Source organism: Mesorhizobium sp. LHD-90, assembly GCF_030929505.1.
Lineage (GTDB): Bacteria > Pseudomonadota > Alphaproteobacteria > Rhizobiales > Rhizobiaceae > Kumtagia.
Genome location: NZ_JAVFVV010000007.1, coordinates 138,386 through 154,846, shown reverse-complemented (window position 1 = coordinate 154,846; position 16,461 = coordinate 138,386). Strand labels below are relative to the sequence as shown.

The window sequence follows — 16,461 nt, the reverse complement described above, 5'->3', positions numbered from 1 at the left end:
AATCCATGCAGTTGCACATGTCACTGTTCGCGGCCGGCAACTTCGATGCGGACCGCCCGCTTTTCTGGTCGCGCCGGCACGAGGCTCGCTGACCCCAAATGGAAAGAAGCCTCGCCCGCTACATCTGGACGCATACCTGGCGGCAGCAACTCTGGATCCTCTTCGTCGTCGCGTTGTCGATGATCCCCTACTTCATGTCCTTCGACCTGCCCAAGCAGATCGTCAACGGTCCGATCCAAGGCCAGGGTTTCGAGACACCGGGGGCCACGCAGCCCTTCCTGCCGATCGACATCTCCGTGCCGTTCCTCGGCTCGTTCCATCTGTTCGACGGTTTCCAGCTCAATCGAACCCAGACGCTTGTGGCCCTGAGCCTGGTTTTCCTCGGGCTGGTGATCGTCAACGGCGTGTTCAAGCTCTACATCAACACCTACAAGGGCCGGCTCGGCGAGCGCATGCTGCGCCGCATCCGTTTCGAGCTGGTCGACCGCGTGCTGCGTTTCCCGCCCGGTCACTTCAAGCGGGTCAAGGCGGCGGAAGTCGCCACCATGATCAAGGACGAGGTGGAGCCGCTGGGCGGCTTCATCGGCGACGCCTTCGTCACCCCCGCCCAGCTCGGCGGCCAGGCGCTGACGGCGCTGATCTTCATCATCCTGCAGAGCTTCTGGCTGGGCATGATCGCGGCGGTGATCGTCGGCATCCAGTTGGTCATCATCCCGCAGATGCGCAAGCGGCTGATCCGGCTCGGCCGCGAGCGGCAACTGACGGCGCGCGCGCTGTCGGGCCGCGTCGGCGAGATCGTCGACGGCATCGGCGCGATCCACATCAACGACACGTCCAACTACGAACGTGCCGACATCGCTGACCGGCTCGGCACGATCTTCAAGATCCGCTACGACCTTTACCAGTGGAAATTCCTGGTCAAGTTCATCAACAACTTCCTGGCCCAGGTGACGCCGTTCCTGTTCTACCTGGTCGGCGGTTGGTTCGCGCTGCAGGGCCGCCTCGACATCGGCCAGCTCGTCGCCGTCATCAACGCCTACAAGGACCTGCCCGGCCCGCTGAAGGAACTGATCGACTGGGACCAGAACCGCCAGGACGTGCAGGTAAAATACGCGCAGGTGGTGGAACAGTTCACAGCCGACACCATCCTCGATCCGAAGCTGCAGACGCTGACCATCGAACCCGTCAAGCCGATCGGCGACGCGCTGAGCACAGTCAACCTGTCGCTGACCGACGACGGCGGCGCGAAACTGCTGGACCGCGTGACTGTGCAGATCAATCCGGGCGAGAAGGTCGCCGTGGTCGGCACGGCCGCAAGCGGCGCCGAGGCGCTGGCCGAGGCCTTGAGCCGGCTGATCTGGCCGGAATCCGGCCGCATCACCGCCTGCGGCAGCGACCTGCTCGACGTGCCGGAGGCGGTCACTGGACGGCGGATCGCCTACGCCTCCTCCGAAGCCTACCTTTTCCAGGGATCGCTGCGCGACAACCTGCTCTACGGGCTGAAGCACGCGCCGCTGAAGGAGGTGACCTATGAAGGCGCCAAGGCGGCCCAGCGCCGCTGGGCGATCGGCGAGGCCATAAGCGCCGGCAACCCGTATTACGACGTCAACAGCGACTGGATCGACTACGCTTCCGCCGGCGCCACGGGTCCGGCAGACCTCTATCATGCCATCCGGCCGGTGCTGGACGCGGTCGTGCTGTCGCACGACATCCTCGACCTCGGCTTGCGCTCCCGCGTTGAGCCGGCGCTGCACCCGGAGATCACCGGGCGCATCGTCGAACTGCGCGAAGCGCTGCGCAAGCGGCTGGACGAGGAGGGGCTGAGCGCCCTCGTCGCATCCTTCGAGCCAGGCGCCTACAACATGCAGGCGACCGTCGGCGAGAACCTTCTGTTCGGCGCGGCGAACGGGTCGGAGCTGACCGGCAAGGAACTGGCGGGCAACGCCTATTTCCGCTCCATCCTGATCCAGGACGGGCTCGCCGAAGAACTCTACGGCATGGGCCTGCAGATCGCCGACCAGGCCATCGAGCTGTTCGCCGACCTGCCACCCGATCACCCCTTCTTCCAGCAGCTCGCCTTCATGACGGCGGAAGACATTCCGGAATACACGCAACTGCTGCAGCGTCTGCGCGGCCGGCCAATCGACGCCGCGTCGGACGACGAACGCGCCAAGATCATCAAGCTTTCCTTCGCCTATATCGAACCGCGGCACCGCTTCGGGCTGCTGACGCAGGAGCTGATGGACAAGATCGTGACTGCGCGGCAGCGCTTCTACGACGGCCTGCCGAAGGAACTGGAACGTGCGATCGAACGTTACGACCCGCAGAAATACACGACCGCCGCGACGCTGATGGACAACGTGCTGTTCGGCCGCATCGCGCACAACCAGCCGGACGGTCCCGAACGCATCCGTTCGCTCGTCCGCGAACTTCTGGATACGCTCGGTCTGCACGATGAGGTTCTGGACATCGGACTGGATTTCAACGTCGGGGTCGGCGGCCGCCGACTCACCGGAGCGCAGCGGCAGAAGCTGGATGTGGCGCGCGCCCTCTTGAAACGCGCCGACTTCCTGATCTTCAACCGCCCGCTCTCGGCACTCGACCAGCGTTCGCAGGATGTGGTGACGAAGAATGTGCTCGAAGAGGCAAAACGGGATGGACGCGATCCGGCGATTCTCTGGGTGTTGCCGAACCCGCATCTCGCAAATCTATTCGAACGGGTAATCGTTTTCCACGCAGGCGAGCTGGTGGAAGATGGAACGCACGAGACTCTGGCGACGAAAAACGGTACTTTCACACGGTTGTTGGCGTAGAGGGCCAGGCTGTGCGATGATCTTTCGGGGTGAATGGTCATGCTGCTGAACGACGAGGTGGGAATGCTGCGGAAGGTTCCGCTGTTTTCCCGAGTTGCACCGGCGAAGCTGAAGCTGCTAGCCTTCACCTCTGATCGTGTCTCGTACAGCGAGGGCCAGACGCTGTTTCATCAGGGCGACGAAGGCGATGCAGCCTATGTGGTGCTGTCCGGAAAGGCGGACATCATCGTCGATTCCGCCGCCGGCCAGATCAAGGTCGCCGAGGTGGAGCCCAACGAAATCGTCGGAGAGATCGCCATCCTCTGCGACGTATCGCGCACCGCGACGGTTCGCGCCTCGACACCGCTGGAGGCGCTGCGCATCCGCAAGGATCATTTCCTGCGGCTGCTGACCGAGTTTCCGGAAATGACGGTGGAGATCGTCAAGGTCCTGGCGGACCGCCTCAGCCATACCACGGCTGAGCTGACGGCCGCCCGCAGCAAGGCGAGGCAAGCAAATTCCTAGCGCCAGCATAAAACCTCGTCCCGACATGGACACCAGCCCCGCCGATTTCCGACGGAAGGTCGGACTTGCGCCGGTGAAACCCGCCGCCAACCTAGACGGCCCGACGCTGCAGGCGCTCAAGGTCAAGGTGGTCCCGGACATAACCGAGATCCTGCGCAGGAAGGCAGCCGCCGAACTCGGCGAGCAGCCGAAGTCCGACAGCGCGTTCCGGGTAAGGCTGTGGGGCACGCGCGGCAGCATCCCGGTCGCCGGCAAGGAATTCCGGCGCTTTGGCGGCAACACCGCCTGTGTGGAGATGCGCTGCGGCGACCACACGATGATCTTCGACGCCGGCAGCGGCATACGCCCGGCCGGCCTTTCGGTCGTGCAGTCCGGCGCAACCGACGTGCACCTGTTCTTCACGCACTTCCACTATGACCACGTGCTCGGCCTGCCGTTCTTTTCGCCGCTCTGGGTCCCCTCGATCAACGTGCAGGTCTGGTCGGGCCATCTGAACGGCATCATGTCGACGCACGAGATGCTGCACGAACTGATGCGCGCGCCGTGGTTCCCGGTGTCCATCGGCATTTGCCAGGCGACGCTGGAGACCCGTGACTTCAAATCCGGCGACGTGCTGAAGCCCTGGCCGGACGTGACCGTCAGGACAGGCAGCCTCAACCATCCGGGCGGCTGCATCGGTTACCGGGTCGAATATGGCGGCCGGGTGGTGGCGCTGATCAGCGACACGGAACACGTCGAGGGCGAACTCGACCAGAACATCCTGGCGCTGATCGACAAGGCCGACCTGGTAATCTACGACGCCACCTACACCGACCAGGAAATGGTAAAGAAACGCGGCTTTGGCCATTCGACCTGGCAGGAAGGCATAAAGCTCTGCAAGGCGGCTGGTGCGAAGAAGCTGGCGCTGTTCCACCACGACCCTTTCCGCACCGACGCCGCGCTCGAAAAGATCGAGGCGGAAGCCAAGGCGGTGTTTCCGGGGACATTCGCGGCGCGCGACGGCCAGCAGATCAGTTTTAAGGTGAAGCAGAAAGTCGCGAAGCGGGCTTGAGATGCCCGCGACCATCTGGCGTCACTCACCGATGCGCCCACGCCCACCTGACGGCGAGCGTTGAACCGGCCCCGCCGTCAGTGATCACGCCTCCAGCAGTTCCTCAATCGAGTGCCAGCGCCCATCATGCGCCGTCGCCTCGAACAGTCGCAGCATGAAATCCCATGCCGCCTCGTCATGGACGAGATGATGCGTCAAGAGCCCGATCGCCGGCAGCGACGGATCGGCCAGCCCCGCATCCAGTTGGGCGACGATCTCCTCGACAAGCACGCCAGGATCGCGACAACCGCGCGTGCCGTGCCAGTCGATGATGTCGACGCTGGTGTTGATGATGCGCAGCGGCGCCGGCTTCGATCTGCCGAAGACCGACAGGCCGCGATAGCCGAGGGCGCCGAGCGCCGGCGGCAACGCGGCGTCGATGCGGTTCCACGGCGGCACGAGCAGCGGCGCCGACTGCGCTTCGAACAGCTTTTCGATCCGGCGCAGGGCCCGGCCGAGATCGGCGAGAACCATGTCGGCGGGCCGATGCAGGCCAAGTTCCTGCTTCTTCGCGCCCGGCGGCGCGAAATTGTCATGCGACCAGCCATGCACAAGCGCGGTGACGTGGCGCTTTTCCGCCAGATGCCGCGCCAGGCCCGGACGTGCGTGTTTTGGGATGACGGCCAGGCCGAGCGGTATGTCGAAACGCTCCGCAACGGCGACCAGACGGTCGAGGGCGGGCGTCGGCTCGACGGCGTCGTCGTCGCGCAACCAGAAGGACGGTTTTCGCCCCGCGCCGCGCCAGCGGGCGAGCGCCTCCTTCAACGGCTGCCAGGTCGCGTCATTCATGGCTCGAACCTCGCAAGCAAGATTTTCAGCGTCGCGGCGGCTTTTTCCAGCGAGCGCTCGCCGAGTACGAAACGACGCGCCGCGGCACCCAAAGACTGGCGGCGCACGGCATCATGGAGCAGCGTTCGGATCGCCGCGGCAAGCGCGGCGACGTCGCCATGCGGCGTCAGCAGGCCGGTCTCGCCATCGCGCACGACCTCCGGCACGCCGGCGGTCGCCATCGCCACGACAGGCAGGCCGGCCGCCTGCGCCTCCAGATAGGCAAGCCCGAACGCCTCGCCGAAACCGGGCCAGACATAGATGTCGCTGGCGGCGAGGATGGCCGGAACCTCTTCCGGCTGCTTTTCGCCCAGCCATTCGAGGCGAGCGGGATCGATGGCGGAAAACATCTCCCGCACCTCGTCGCGGCAGGGACCGTCGCCGACGATCGCCAGCCGCCACGGCAGGTCGGTGCACGATACCAGCGCCGAGGCAAGCAGGCGGTAGCTGTCGAGCTTGTCGCCCACCCGCATCATCGCGACGGTGACCAGCCGAGGCGGTATCGATCCAACTGCCGAGGACGTAAACAGTGACGTGTCGATGAAGGGCGGCAGCATGGCGAGCCGCTCCGCGCCGACGACGCTCAGCAATCCCTCGCGGTCGCGCCCGGTGAAGCAAAGGTTTAGTGCCGCCTGCTGCAGGCCGCGCCTGACCACGGCCTGCGCCCCGGCCCACGATCCGGCATCACGGCTCAGCGTGTAGGACGCCTCGGCGGTGACGTAGGGAATGCCGAAGGTTTCGGCCAAAGGCGGGCCGAGATAGTCAGGTGCCTTGAAATAGGTATGGTAGCAAAAGAACAGGTCCGGCATCGGTCCCGCCTGCCATTCGGCAGCGATGCGCGCGGCTTCCGCCTCGCCCTCAGCCTGCCTGGCCTGAAAATCTTCCGGCGTCTTTGCAAAGCCGCGAAACCTCGACGCCAGAAAAACCGTATGTCCAGCAAGGCGCATTGCCTGCATCAGCAGCCGCGCCATCAGGCGGTCGCCGGACGGCACCGGATGGTCAGGCGGCTTCATCGGGGCGTGGAAGGCGATGCGCATCAAGCATGCCTATGCCGCTGCCCGCGCCCAAGTCAATTTGGACGGGACGAAACGGCTCGCCGCATCCATATGAAAGGAAGTATGCTAGGAAAAGCGCAATGGACAGCAGCCTCGCCATCGACGACGCGTTCTTCGCGAGCATTCCCGCCTTTTCGCGGTTCGAAGAGGTGGTGGACGCCAAGAACTACCGCCCGCTGCCCGACGACTGGTCGCTGGCGACCACCGACATCGTCGGCTCGACCAAGGCGATTCAGGCCGGCCGCTACAAGTCGGTGAACATGGCCGGCGCGAGCGCCATCTCGGCGCTGCTCAACGCCATCGGCCGCCGCGACCTGCCATTCGTGTTCGGCGGCGACGGCGCCGTGGTGGCGTTTCCGGACCGGGCCGTCGCCGCGGCGAAGTCCGCGCTTGCCGCGACGCAAGCCTGGGTGGCGGACGAACTCGATCTCACCTTGCGGGCGGCATTGGTGCCGATGAAGGAAATCCGCGACCGCGGGCTCGACGTCCGCGTCGCGATGTTCCGAGCCAGCGACAACGTCTCCTATGCCATGTTCCTCGGCGGCGGCACGAGTTGGGCGGAGGCCGAGATGAAGGCGGGCCGCTACGCCATCCCGGCAGCGCCGAGCGGGACCCGGCCCGACCTTACCGGGCTCTCCTGCCGCTGGAACCCTATCGAGGCGCAGCGCGGCGACATCGTTTCGATCATCGCCGTGCCCGCGCCGGGCGGCAGGATGGCCGAATTCCAGCAACTGGTCCGCGACATCGTCGCCATTGTCGGCGAGGACGGCAACGGCGGCCACCCCGCGCAGCCGGCCGCGCTTTCCTTCAGCGTTCCGCCGAAAGGGCTCCAGGCGGAAGCCAGCGCACTGGCGCCCAAGGGCAAGCGGCTCTGGCCGAAACTCTCGATTCTCGGCCAGATGCTGCTGATCAAAGTGCTTTTCGCCACCGGATGGAGCCTCGGCCGGTTCAATGCGCGACGCTACGTCCGGGAGGTCTCGGAAAACTCCGATTTCCGGAAATTCGACGACGGACTGAAGATGACCGTCGACCTCGACGCGGCGCGCCTCGCCCTGGTGGAGCAGCGGCTCAGGCAAGCGGAAGAGGCCGGCATATGCCGCTACGGCCTGCACCGGCAGAATTCGGCGCTGATGACCTGCATCGTCGTCACGCCGATGGAGCATGACCACATCCATTTCGTCGACGGCGCGGCCGGCGGCTACGCAATGGCGGCCGCCAGCCTCAAGGCCAAGGCGGTTGCTCCCGGCCTGGCGAACCTGGCCGCGACCGGGGCCGCAACGCGCGACGCGGCAAGCAGGTAGAGGCCGAATTGGGACACAGCGTGCACGGGTCCTGCGGCCTGAAGACCATCGGCGTGCGCTATGCCGGCCACATGGTGCAACTCGCCGACCTGCCGGAGTATCGGAAGTTCTATGCAAAGCTGTCTGCCGGCCAATGGGAGCCGCGCACACTGCAAGCGCTGTCGCGCTATCTCGACCGCGACACCGTGATGATCGACATCGGCGCGTGGATCGGCGTGACCAGCTTTTACGGCGCGCAAATCGCCAAGTCAGTGGTGGCCGTCGATCCCGACCCGAAATGCATCGCGATCCTCGAAGGACTTGCGGCCGGCTGTGCGAACGTGACGGTGCTGCAGGGCGCGCTGTCGGACCGGCCGGCGGTGATGATCCATGCGGTCGATGGCTTCGGCAGTTCGGAAACGAGCATCCTGGACATGGGCGGCGGCGAAAGCGCCGAGGCGAAGGGCCTCCGCCTCGACGAGATCATGGCAGGCGCGGCCGGGTCCCCGGCCTTCGTCAAGATCGACATCGAGGGCTACGAATACGCACTGGCTCCAACGCTCGGGCGGCTGAAGACCTATCCGGTGCGCGCCCTGCAGCTAGCCGTGCATCCGCAACTCCTCGAAAAAAGCCTCGTCGGCAACCGGCTGGTGCGCCGGCTGAAAACGGCCTATGCAACCTGGAAGCTCGGCCGACTCTTCGGAAACCATTTTTCCGGTCCTTGGCTGGTTAAATACCCGGGACTCGTCTCCTATATTGTCTTCGGAATCGTCTTCCGCGTCGTCCCCCGAGGCGCGGATTTCCTTTTCGAACAGAAGCGATAACCGGAGAATCCGGATGACGAACGGCGCGTCTACCGATGTGTCCACGATCCTGATGGACAGGGTCGCCGACTGGCTCACTCATTCCTCGCTCGCGGGCGACGATCTCGAAACCATGGTCCGCGGCTTCTGCGAACGGCTCGCCGCCGCCGGCATGCCGATCGCCCGCGTGCATCTCTCCTTCTCGATGCTGCATCCGCTCTACGATGCGCTTGGCTTCACCTGGGAGCGCGGCGCGGGCATGCGCGTCGAAGGCTTTCGGCAGAAACCGGGACAGCGCTCGGAGCGTTTCACTCGCAGCCCGTATTTCTACCTGCTCTCCAACAAGCTCGACCACCTGCGCCGGCGCATCGATTATTCCGGCCCGTCCGAGTTCCCCATCTTCGACGATCTCAAGGAATTGGGCATCACCGACTATATGGCCTTCCGGCACCTGTTCAATTCCGGCAAGGACCAGGGGATGATGGGCTCCTGGTCGACCGACGCACCGGCGGGTTTCAGCGAGAACATGATCGCAGCGCTGCTGCGCGTCCAGAACCACCTCGCGGTGGCGGCCAAGATGGCGGTGCTGAACCGCCTCGCCGACAACATGCTCACCACCTATCTCGGCAACGACGCGGGAAAGCGCGTGCTCAGCGGCAACATCAGGCGCGGCCAAGGCGACACGATCCGCGCCGCGTTGGTGATGGCCGACATGCGCGGCTCGACCATGCTTGCAGAGCAGGAGGGCCGCGAGGCCTATATCGAGACGCTGAACCGCTTCTTCGACGCCATCGCCGCTCCCTTCAACCGCCGCGGCGGCCAGATCCTCAGCTTCCTCGGCGACGGCTTCATCGCCGTCTATCCCTGTGACCGCCACCGCGAGCCGTCGGAGATCGCCTGCCGGGCCGCGCTCGCGGCGGCCTTCAAGGCGACCGCGCGCATGGGCGCGCTCAACGAGGACCGCAAGCGCCAGGGCCTTTCCGACATCGGCTACGGCGTCGGCCTGCATGTCGGCAATGTCATGTTCGGCAATGTCGGCCTGAACGACCGCCTGACTTTCTCGGCCTTCGGCTCGGCGGTCAACGAGGTGCAGCGGCTGCAGACGCTCACGAAGAAGTATCCGCACAACGTCATCGCCAGCGAGGAATTCGCGTCCTATTGCGGCGGCGGCTGGATCACGCTCGGGCGCGAGAAACTGCGCGGCGTGAAGGAGAAGTTGACCATCCTTCACCCCGACGCCACCGACATCGCGGAACTGGATGAGGACGCGGCGGTCGAAATCAGCTACGACGGAGTCTCGGATGCCGAGCAGTTGATGCTGCTCTTGCGGGACGACGGGCGACCCGGCATGGATCCCGGCAACGGAAAGGCTGTGCAGTGAGATTTGGATCGATCCGGATGGCGACTATCGCGGCAACCCTGTGCCTGGCTGCTCCCGTCAACGCCGACCCCGGATCGACCGTTCTTCGCGACAGCCTCGACGGGCCGGATTTCGCCGAAGGCGGCGGGCTCTACTATCGCGAGAACTACGAGCAGAGCGCCGGCAAGGTGGAATTCCAGAGCGAGGTGAAGCGCAGCGGTACGGGCGCGCTCAAACTCAGCATCAAGCCGCTTTGCGGAGCCGACAGCGACGGCTGCAGCGAGCGCGCCGAGATCTGGGAAAAGACCAAGCTGCGCGTGCCCTACGATGAGGGCGTCTGGTACGGTTTTGCCGTGAAATTCGCCGACCCGATCCCGCAGGACGACCACCGCTACCTGATCGCCCAGTGGAAGCGCGAGATCGACGCCGGGGCGGAGGGCGACTTCAGCCCGTTCCTGGCGCTGCGCCTGCGCAACGGCAAGCTCTTTGCCACCGTCGAGACCAACTATATCGAGCCGAAGGCACAGCCAGCTTCGAACGGCTCGGCGGAGGCATGCGCATCCGGATCGACGCCGGTCTGGCTCAGGCCCGAGACCAACCAGATGCGGGCGCTTGTCGCCACCGAGGCCGGCTGGACGCCCGCGGACGGCGCGATCTACGCCGGCTGCACCGACGCCATTCGGGTCATCGATCACGGCAACAAGCTGCCAACCGCCGATTCCGGCTGGATCGACTTCGCCATCTACACGAAGCCCGGCCCTGACGGCTCCGGCCACATCGAGATCTTCGCCAACGGCAAGCCAGTCGTCACGGTCAAGGGCCAGATCGGCCACGCCGACAAGGGGCTGGGCGAGAACCAGTATTTCAAGTTCGGGCCGTACCGCGCCGCGCATACGACCGAGTGGACGCTCTACTACGACGATTTCCGGCGCTCGCCCAACTGCGCCGACGTGCTGGCCGGCGGCGGCTGCCCGGCGCTGTAAAGCGGCCGCCCCCGACCTCCGAACGTCCAGCTATCGCTGTCCGGCATCCGTGCGAGACATCTATCGGGCCGGCGTCTCTTCGCGCCGGCGAACCATCTCGGCGATCCACATTGGCGCGTAGGGCGGCGTGCAGCCAGGCGATGCCGGATAGTCGATATGGACCTTCAGCCGCTCGCCGATGGCGATCGCCCGCTTGCGGTGTTGCGGATGACGAATGCCGATCTCGGCGAGACAATGGTTCATCGTCCATTGTTTCTGCTCGGGCGCCTGTTTCATCTCCGTCTCGATCTGGTCGAGCAGCGCATCGAGATCGAGGTCTCGGGCATTCCTGACGACCCTGTCGGTCGTCAGGGCCCAGCCGGCGCGGCCGACGAGGTCGCTGCCGTCTTTCCAGCGCAAACGCAGTTCCTCGGCATGGCGGCCGGGCTTCACCACGTTGACGATGAACCAGTCGAGCAGTTTCGGTGCGCTGATGTCGCGGATCATCGCGTCGAGTTCCGCGGCGGAGAAAGCCTTCGGCCGGCACACAAGCGTTGCCAGCAGGCGCGCGGCGGTGTTGCCTGTGGTCCAGAGCTGCAGCGCCAGGTCGTGCTGGGTCTTCAGCCGTTTGGCGAGAGAACGAAGATGGCTGAGGTTGACGCCGTGATCGTCGCCATGTCGTTCATTGACCTCGCGCATTCTCGGATCTTCCAATGCGGCGAGCTCGCCCAGAATGTCCTTGATTGCTGTATCCGTCGACATGATGCTCCCTTCGTCACGTTCCTTTCGTTTGGCCCATCGGGGGTTGCGGGCCTTTAGAGCGAGATGAGATGATTCCCGGTCATTCTGCCGGCGACGGCTTGGGCCAAGGTCGAGGGCTTCGTCGCAGGCCGGGCTGGTGGCCCGGACAAGACGAAGCCCGATGGATTTGGCCCAAACCGGCCCGGCCCTCCGGGTTTCCGTTTGGTGGGCGCCCACTTCGTCAGGCCGCTCGGTCGATGAACCACATCGACCTTCGCGACCATCCTCGCGGATCGCCTCGCCAAACGAGAAACAGAATGACCGGACATCATCTCGTCTCGCTCTAGGACCAGCAACCCATCATAGCGCAGGGGGCGTGGCGGCAAAACCACCGAACGTCCCGCTCTTGACAGAAGGTGCGCACCGGCCCCCGTATCCGGAAGGGCGGGACATTCTTGTCCGGCGGAACGGCCGACATGGAGGAAACCGGCCGCGGCAGCGCGCAATCGCGCGGCCCGGCGCGCGAGCGGCAGGCAAGGAACAAATCCCAGGGAGGACAACCATGGCACTGACCACCCAGACGATAACCGACGAACAGAGGAAATCCGTCGCAATCGAATATCTGAAGGCCTTCGACAATGGCGGCGTCACCTCGACCGGTGGCTCGATCCTCGATCTCTTCGCCGAGGACGCGCAGGTCTATTTCCCGAAATGGGGCCTCGCCACCGGCAAGGAGCAGATCGGAAAAATGTTCGGTGACGTCGGCGGCACGTTGAAGTCGATCGTCCACCACTATTCGCATTTCAACTGGATCTTCTCGGGCGGCGACCTGCTCGCCTGCGAGGGCACCAGCCATGGCGAGCACCAGGACGGATCGTGGCGCGCCGGGCTGCCGGAATGGCAGGCCGGACGCTGGTGCGACGTGTTCGAGATCCGCGACTGGAAGATCCAGCGCTGCTTCATCTATCTCGACCCGGACTACGCCGGAAAGGATACGGCGCGCTATCCCTGGCTCAACACGTGACCCCGCCGTGGGATTCCGACAACGTCGAAAAATCCTAGGTTCCGCTTGCGGCCGGCATCAATTCGCCGGCCGATTCTTGTTCGTCATAGAGGTGAGTCAAAGCGTTGATAACCGCACTAGGCAGTTCACCTGCGGTCGGCTAGTGTCGCGCCAAAGGGGATAAGACTGGCTTAGTGGGGAAGTCGAAAGACCAATGGGAGCGGCCAAGCAGAATCTACGCAACGATCTTCTCCGGATCGAGAATCTGGGGATTTCGTTCGCCATTGTCGGCGGGCCCGTGCATGCGGTGCGCAACGCCAATTTCCGCGTGCTGCCGGGCAAGGTGACCGCGCTGGTCGGCGAGTCCGGCTCGGGCAAGTCGGTCATCAGCCAGGCTGTTATGGGCATCCTGCCGACCACGGCGCGGGTGAAGGGCTCGATCCTGTTCAACGACCCGAAGACGGGAAAATCCACCGACATCCTGCAATTGCCGCGCGATGGCAAGGAGATTCGCGACCTGCGCGGCAGCCGCATCGGCAAGATTTTTCAGGAACCGATGACCTCGCTGTCGCCGCTGCATACGATCGGCAATCAGATCGACGAGTCCTTGCAAATCCATTCCGACCTCGATTCCGCCGAGATCAAGGCGCGTACCATCGAGATGCTGGGCCTGGTCGGCTTCCCCAACCCGGCGCGCGCCTACGGCATGTACCCGTTCGAACTGTCGGGCGGCCTGCGCCAGCGCGCCATGATCGCCATGGCGCTGGTGTGCCGCCCTGCCCTGTTGATCGCCGACGAACCGACGACGGCGCTCGACGTCACTATCCAGGCGCAGATCCTGCACCTGCTGCGCGACCTGCAGGAGCGCCTCGACATGGCGATGCTGCTGATCACCCACGATCTCGGCGTGGTCGCCAACGTCGCCGACGAAGTGGTGGTCATCTACCACGGCGAGATCATGGAAGCCGGTACGGTGCAGGACATTTTTCGCCGCCCGGCGCATCCCTACCTGAAGGGGCTGATGGCGGCGGTGCCGCATTTCGACATGAAACCCGGCGAGCGGCTGAAGGCCTTGCGCGAGGTGCCGGTAAACGTCTCCAAACTGCTCGGCGACGCCAAGAAAGTGTCGACGGAAGGCAAGCCGGAGGCCCTGCTTTCGGCCCGCGGCCTGGTAAAATCCTACACGACGCGCAGTTCCGGCTGGTTCGGCAAGGGCGGCGACAAGCCGGTCAAGGCTGTCGACGGCGTCAGCTTCGACATCAAGCGCGGCGAATGCCTGGGGCTGGTCGGCGAAAGCGGCTGCGGCAAGACGACCGTCAGCAAGATCCTGATGCGCGCCGTCACGCCGGATTCGGGTTCGGTGATGTTCAACAGCGCCGACGGACCGGTCGATCTGCTGAAGGCCGAGGGCGAGGCGCTGCGCACCGCGCGCACCCGCATCCAGATGGTGTTCCAGGATCCGGTGTCGTCGCTGTCGCCGCGCATGACCGTGCAGAACATATTGAGCGAGCCGCTGGAGATCCACGAGCGCGGCGATCCGGCCTCACGCCTGCAAAGGGTGATCGCGCTGTTGAAGGCCATCGGCCTCGACGAGCGGGCGCTGAACCGCTACCCGCATTCCTTCTCGGGCGGCCAGCGCCAGCGCATCGGCATCGCGCGCGCGCTCGCGCTCGGCCCGGAACTCTTGATCTGCGACGAACCGGTGTCGGCGCTCGACGTGTCGGTGCAGGCGCAGATCCTCAACCTCTTGAAAGACCTGCAGAAGGAGCTTGGTCTCACCTATCTGTTCATCTCCCACAATCTCGCGGTGGTGGACTACATGGCCGACCGCATCGCGGTGATGTGCGGGGGCCGCATCGTCGAACTCGCCCCTTGCGAGACGCTGATGGAGCGGCCGGTGCATCCCTACACCCGCTCGCTTCTGGCGGCGGTGCCGTTCCCGGATCTCGACCGGCCGCTGGACTTCGAGACGCTGCACATATCCGGCGCGTCCGACCAGAGCGCCTGGGGGCCGCAATTCAGGAGCAACGGAGAGGAGGACGCGCTTTCGCCGACCGATCTCGGCGGCGGACATCTCGTGCTGGCGCGGCGCACCGTCGATGCGAGGGAACTTGTGGCATGAGGATCACGCGTCGCACCGCATTGGGGCTGATGGCTGCCACCCTCGTGCCGAGCACCGCGCATGCGGCCGGCCACGAACCGGAGGTTCTACGCGCCGACATCGACGCCGGAAAATTGCCGAGCCTGGCCGACCGGCTGCCGAAAACGCCGCGGGTCATCAACGTGGTCGGGCTCGGCGGCTTGCCGGGACGCCACGGCGGCACCGTGCGCACCATCGTCGGCGGCCAGCGCGACATAAGGCTGATGACCATCTACGGCTACACCCGGATGATCGGCTACAATTCGAAGCTGGAGTTCGAGGCTGACGTCCTCGAAAGCTACGAGATCGCAGAGGAGCGCATCTTCACCTTCAAGCTGCGCGAGGGGCACAAATGGTCCGACGGCACGCCGCTGTCGACCGAGGATTTCCGCTACTGCTGGGAAGACGTCATCGGCGACGAGGACCTGACGCCGGGCGGCGTGCCGATCGCCATGCGCGTCAACGGCGAGCCGCCGGAGTTCGAGATCGTCGACCCGCTGACCGTCCGCTACACCTGGGAAGGACCCAACCCGGATTTCCTGCCGAGCCTCGCTTCGGCGCAGCCGATCAACCTCGCCCTGCCCGCCCACTATCTGAAGCAGTTCCACAAGAAATACCAGGACGAGGACAAGCTCAAGGAGCTGATCAAAAAGAACAAGGCCAAGAAATGGAGCGGCCTGCACATCAAGATGTCGCGCACCTACCGGCCGGAGAACCCGGATCTGCCGATGCTCGACCCGTGGTGCAACCGGACGGCGCCACCGGCCGAGCAATTCGTGTTCGAGCGCAACCCCTATTACCACCGCGTCGATGAGAACGGCCTGCAGCTCCCCTACATCGACAAGTTCGTGATGAATGTCAGTTCCTCGGCGATCATTCCGGCCAAGACAGGCGCCGGCGAGAGCGACCTGCAGGCGACCGGCATCGACTTCGCCGACTATACCTTCCTCAAGGACTCCGAGAGCCGCTATCCCGTGAAGGTGACCCTGTGGAAGAAGATCCAGGGCTCGCGTTTCGCCATTCTGCCGAACCTCAACTATGGCGACGAGGTCTGGCGGACTATCCTGCGCGACGTGCGCTTCCGCCGTGCCCTGTCTGTGGCGATGAACCGCCACGAGATCAACATGGCCTGCTTCTTCGGCCTGGCGACGCCGAGCGCCGATACCCTGCTTCCGGTGAGCCGCCTCTACAGGCCTGAATTTGCGGAGGCATGGGCCGGCTTCGACCCGGACAAGGCCAATGCGTTGCTCGACGAGATGGGGCTCGACAAGCGCGACGACGACGGCATCCGCATCCTGCCGGACGGCCGCTCGGCGCAGCTAATCATCGAGACGGCCGGCGAGAGCACGCTGGAGACCGACGTGCTCGAACTCATCACCGACCACTGGCTGAAGGTCGGGCTTGCGGTGTTCATCCGCACCTCGCAGCGCGACATCTTCCGCAGCCGCGCGCTGGCGGGCCAGATCATGCTGTCGCTGTGGTCCGGCATGGACAATGGAGTTGCGACGGCCGACATGAGCCCGGACCAGTTGGCGCCGACCGCCGAGGACGAACTGCAATGGCCGCTCTGGGGCGTCCATTACGTGACCGGGGGCGAGCAGGGTACGGCTCCGGACATGCCGGAGGCCGTGGAACTGGTCCGGCTGCTGCGACAATGGAGAGCCTCCGCCACTATGGACGAGCGCGCGTCCGTCTGGGGCCAGATGCTGAAGCTATACACCGACAATCTATTTTCGATCGGCACGGTCAATCAGACGCTGCAGCCGATCCTGCGATCCTCCAGGCTGCGCAATTTGCCTGACGAGGGCCTCTACGGCTTCGACCCGACCTCTTACCTCGGCGTCTACAAGCCCGATACCTTCTGGCTCGAGGAAGCCTGATC

At 64.8% G+C, this 16,461-nt stretch carries 13 protein-coding genes; 10 read left to right on the top strand and 3 right to left on the bottom strand.

Translation table 11 applies throughout. The features are described from left to right. The first annotated feature begins 98 nt into the window (after window positions 1–98). The 3 genes from RB623_RS11835 to RB623_RS11825 are packed head-to-tail and all read left to right on the top strand — an operon-like array spanning window position 99 to window position 4,368. The gene (locus RB623_RS11835; RefSeq protein ID WP_308057016.1) at window positions 99–2,813 is read left to right on the top strand and encodes an ABC transporter ATP-binding protein; all 2,715 of its coding nucleotides are present in this window, start codon (window positions 99–101) and stop codon (window positions 2,811–2,813) included. A 39-nt stretch (window positions 2,814–2,852) separates the two neighbouring features. Continuing rightward, the gene (locus tag RB623_RS11830; protein ID WP_308057015.1) at window positions 2,853–3,317 is read left to right on the top strand and encodes a cyclic nucleotide-binding domain-containing protein; all 465 of its coding nucleotides are present in this window, start codon (window positions 2,853–2,855) and stop codon (window positions 3,315–3,317) included. A gap of 25 nt (window positions 3,318–3,342) precedes the next feature. Then, the gene (locus RB623_RS11825; RefSeq protein ID WP_308057014.1) at window positions 3,343–4,368 is read left to right on the top strand and encodes an MBL fold metallo-hydrolase; all 1,026 of its coding nucleotides are present in this window, start codon (window positions 3,343–3,345) and stop codon (window positions 4,366–4,368) included. Window positions 4,369–4,452: 84 nt separating this feature from the next. On the opposite strand, the gene RB623_RS11820 is transcribed toward RB623_RS11825, so the two are convergent. Further along, entirely contained in the window at window positions 4,453–5,196 is a 744-nt protein-coding gene (locus RB623_RS11820) for a polysaccharide deacetylase family protein (RefSeq protein WP_308057013.1), read from the bottom strand. Next, on the bottom strand, window positions 5,193–6,272 hold the full coding sequence (locus RB623_RS11815) for a glycosyltransferase family 4 protein (protein WP_308057012.1): 1,080 nt from the start codon (window positions 6,270–6,272) through the stop codon (window positions 5,193–5,195). The genes RB623_RS11820 and RB623_RS11815 overlap by 4 nt, the downstream gene beginning before the upstream one ends. 98 nt (window positions 6,273–6,370) lie before the next feature. On the opposite strand from RB623_RS11815, the gene RB623_RS11810 reads away from it, so the two are divergent. The 4 genes from RB623_RS11810 to RB623_RS11795 are packed head-to-tail and all read left to right on the top strand — an operon-like array spanning window position 6,371 to window position 10,716. After that, a complete protein-coding gene (locus RB623_RS11810; protein ID WP_308057011.1) occupies window positions 6,371–7,591 on the top strand; it encodes a DUF3095 domain-containing protein in 1,221 nt (406 codons plus the stop codon). A gap of 20 nt (window positions 7,592–7,611) precedes the next feature. Beyond that, window positions 7,612–8,394, top strand: coding sequence for an FkbM family methyltransferase (locus RB623_RS11805; protein WP_308057010.1), 783 nt, complete (start codon window positions 7,612–7,614; stop codon window positions 8,392–8,394). Between the two features lie 13 nt (window positions 8,395–8,407). Further along, window positions 8,408–9,754, top strand: coding sequence for an adenylate/guanylate cyclase domain-containing protein (locus tag RB623_RS11800; RefSeq protein WP_308057009.1), 1,347 nt, complete (start codon window positions 8,408–8,410; stop codon window positions 9,752–9,754). Window positions 9,755–9,771: 17 nt separating this feature from the next. Beyond that, window positions 9,772–10,716: a polysaccharide lyase gene (locus RB623_RS11795; RefSeq protein ID WP_308057008.1), complete on the top strand. Its 945-nt coding sequence runs from the start codon at window positions 9,772–9,774 to the stop codon at window positions 10,714–10,716. Between the two features lie 60 nt (window positions 10,717–10,776). Here the strand turns inward: RB623_RS11795 and RB623_RS11790 are convergent, their stop codons facing one another. Then, the gene (locus tag RB623_RS11790; RefSeq protein WP_308057007.1) at window positions 10,777–11,673 is read right to left on the bottom strand and encodes a DNA alkylation repair protein; all 897 of its coding nucleotides are present in this window, start codon (window positions 11,671–11,673) and stop codon (window positions 10,777–10,779) included. Between the two features lie 325 nt (window positions 11,674–11,998). Here RB623_RS11790 and RB623_RS11785 point away from each other — a divergent pair, with 325 nt between their 5' ends. The 3 genes from RB623_RS11785 to RB623_RS11775 all read left to right on the top strand — a co-directional run bounded on the left by RB623_RS11785 (window position 11,999) and on the right by RB623_RS11775 (window position 16,459). Then, window positions 11,999–12,460 carry a nuclear transport factor 2 family protein gene (locus RB623_RS11785; protein ID WP_308057006.1) on the top strand — a complete coding sequence of 154 codons (462 nt, stop codon included), beginning with the start codon at window positions 11,999–12,001 and terminating at the stop codon, window positions 12,458–12,460. Window positions 12,461–12,653: 193 nt separating this feature from the next. Then, entirely contained in the window at window positions 12,654–14,561 is a 1,908-nt protein-coding gene (locus RB623_RS11780) for an ABC transporter ATP-binding protein (RefSeq protein WP_308057005.1), read from the top strand. Then, window positions 14,558–16,459 carry an ABC transporter substrate-binding protein gene (locus RB623_RS11775; RefSeq protein WP_308057004.1) on the top strand — a complete coding sequence of 634 codons (1,902 nt, stop codon included), beginning with the start codon at window positions 14,558–14,560 and terminating at the stop codon, window positions 16,457–16,459. The genes RB623_RS11780 and RB623_RS11775 overlap by 4 nt, the downstream gene beginning before the upstream one ends. Window positions 16,460–16,461: the final 2 nt, after the last annotated feature.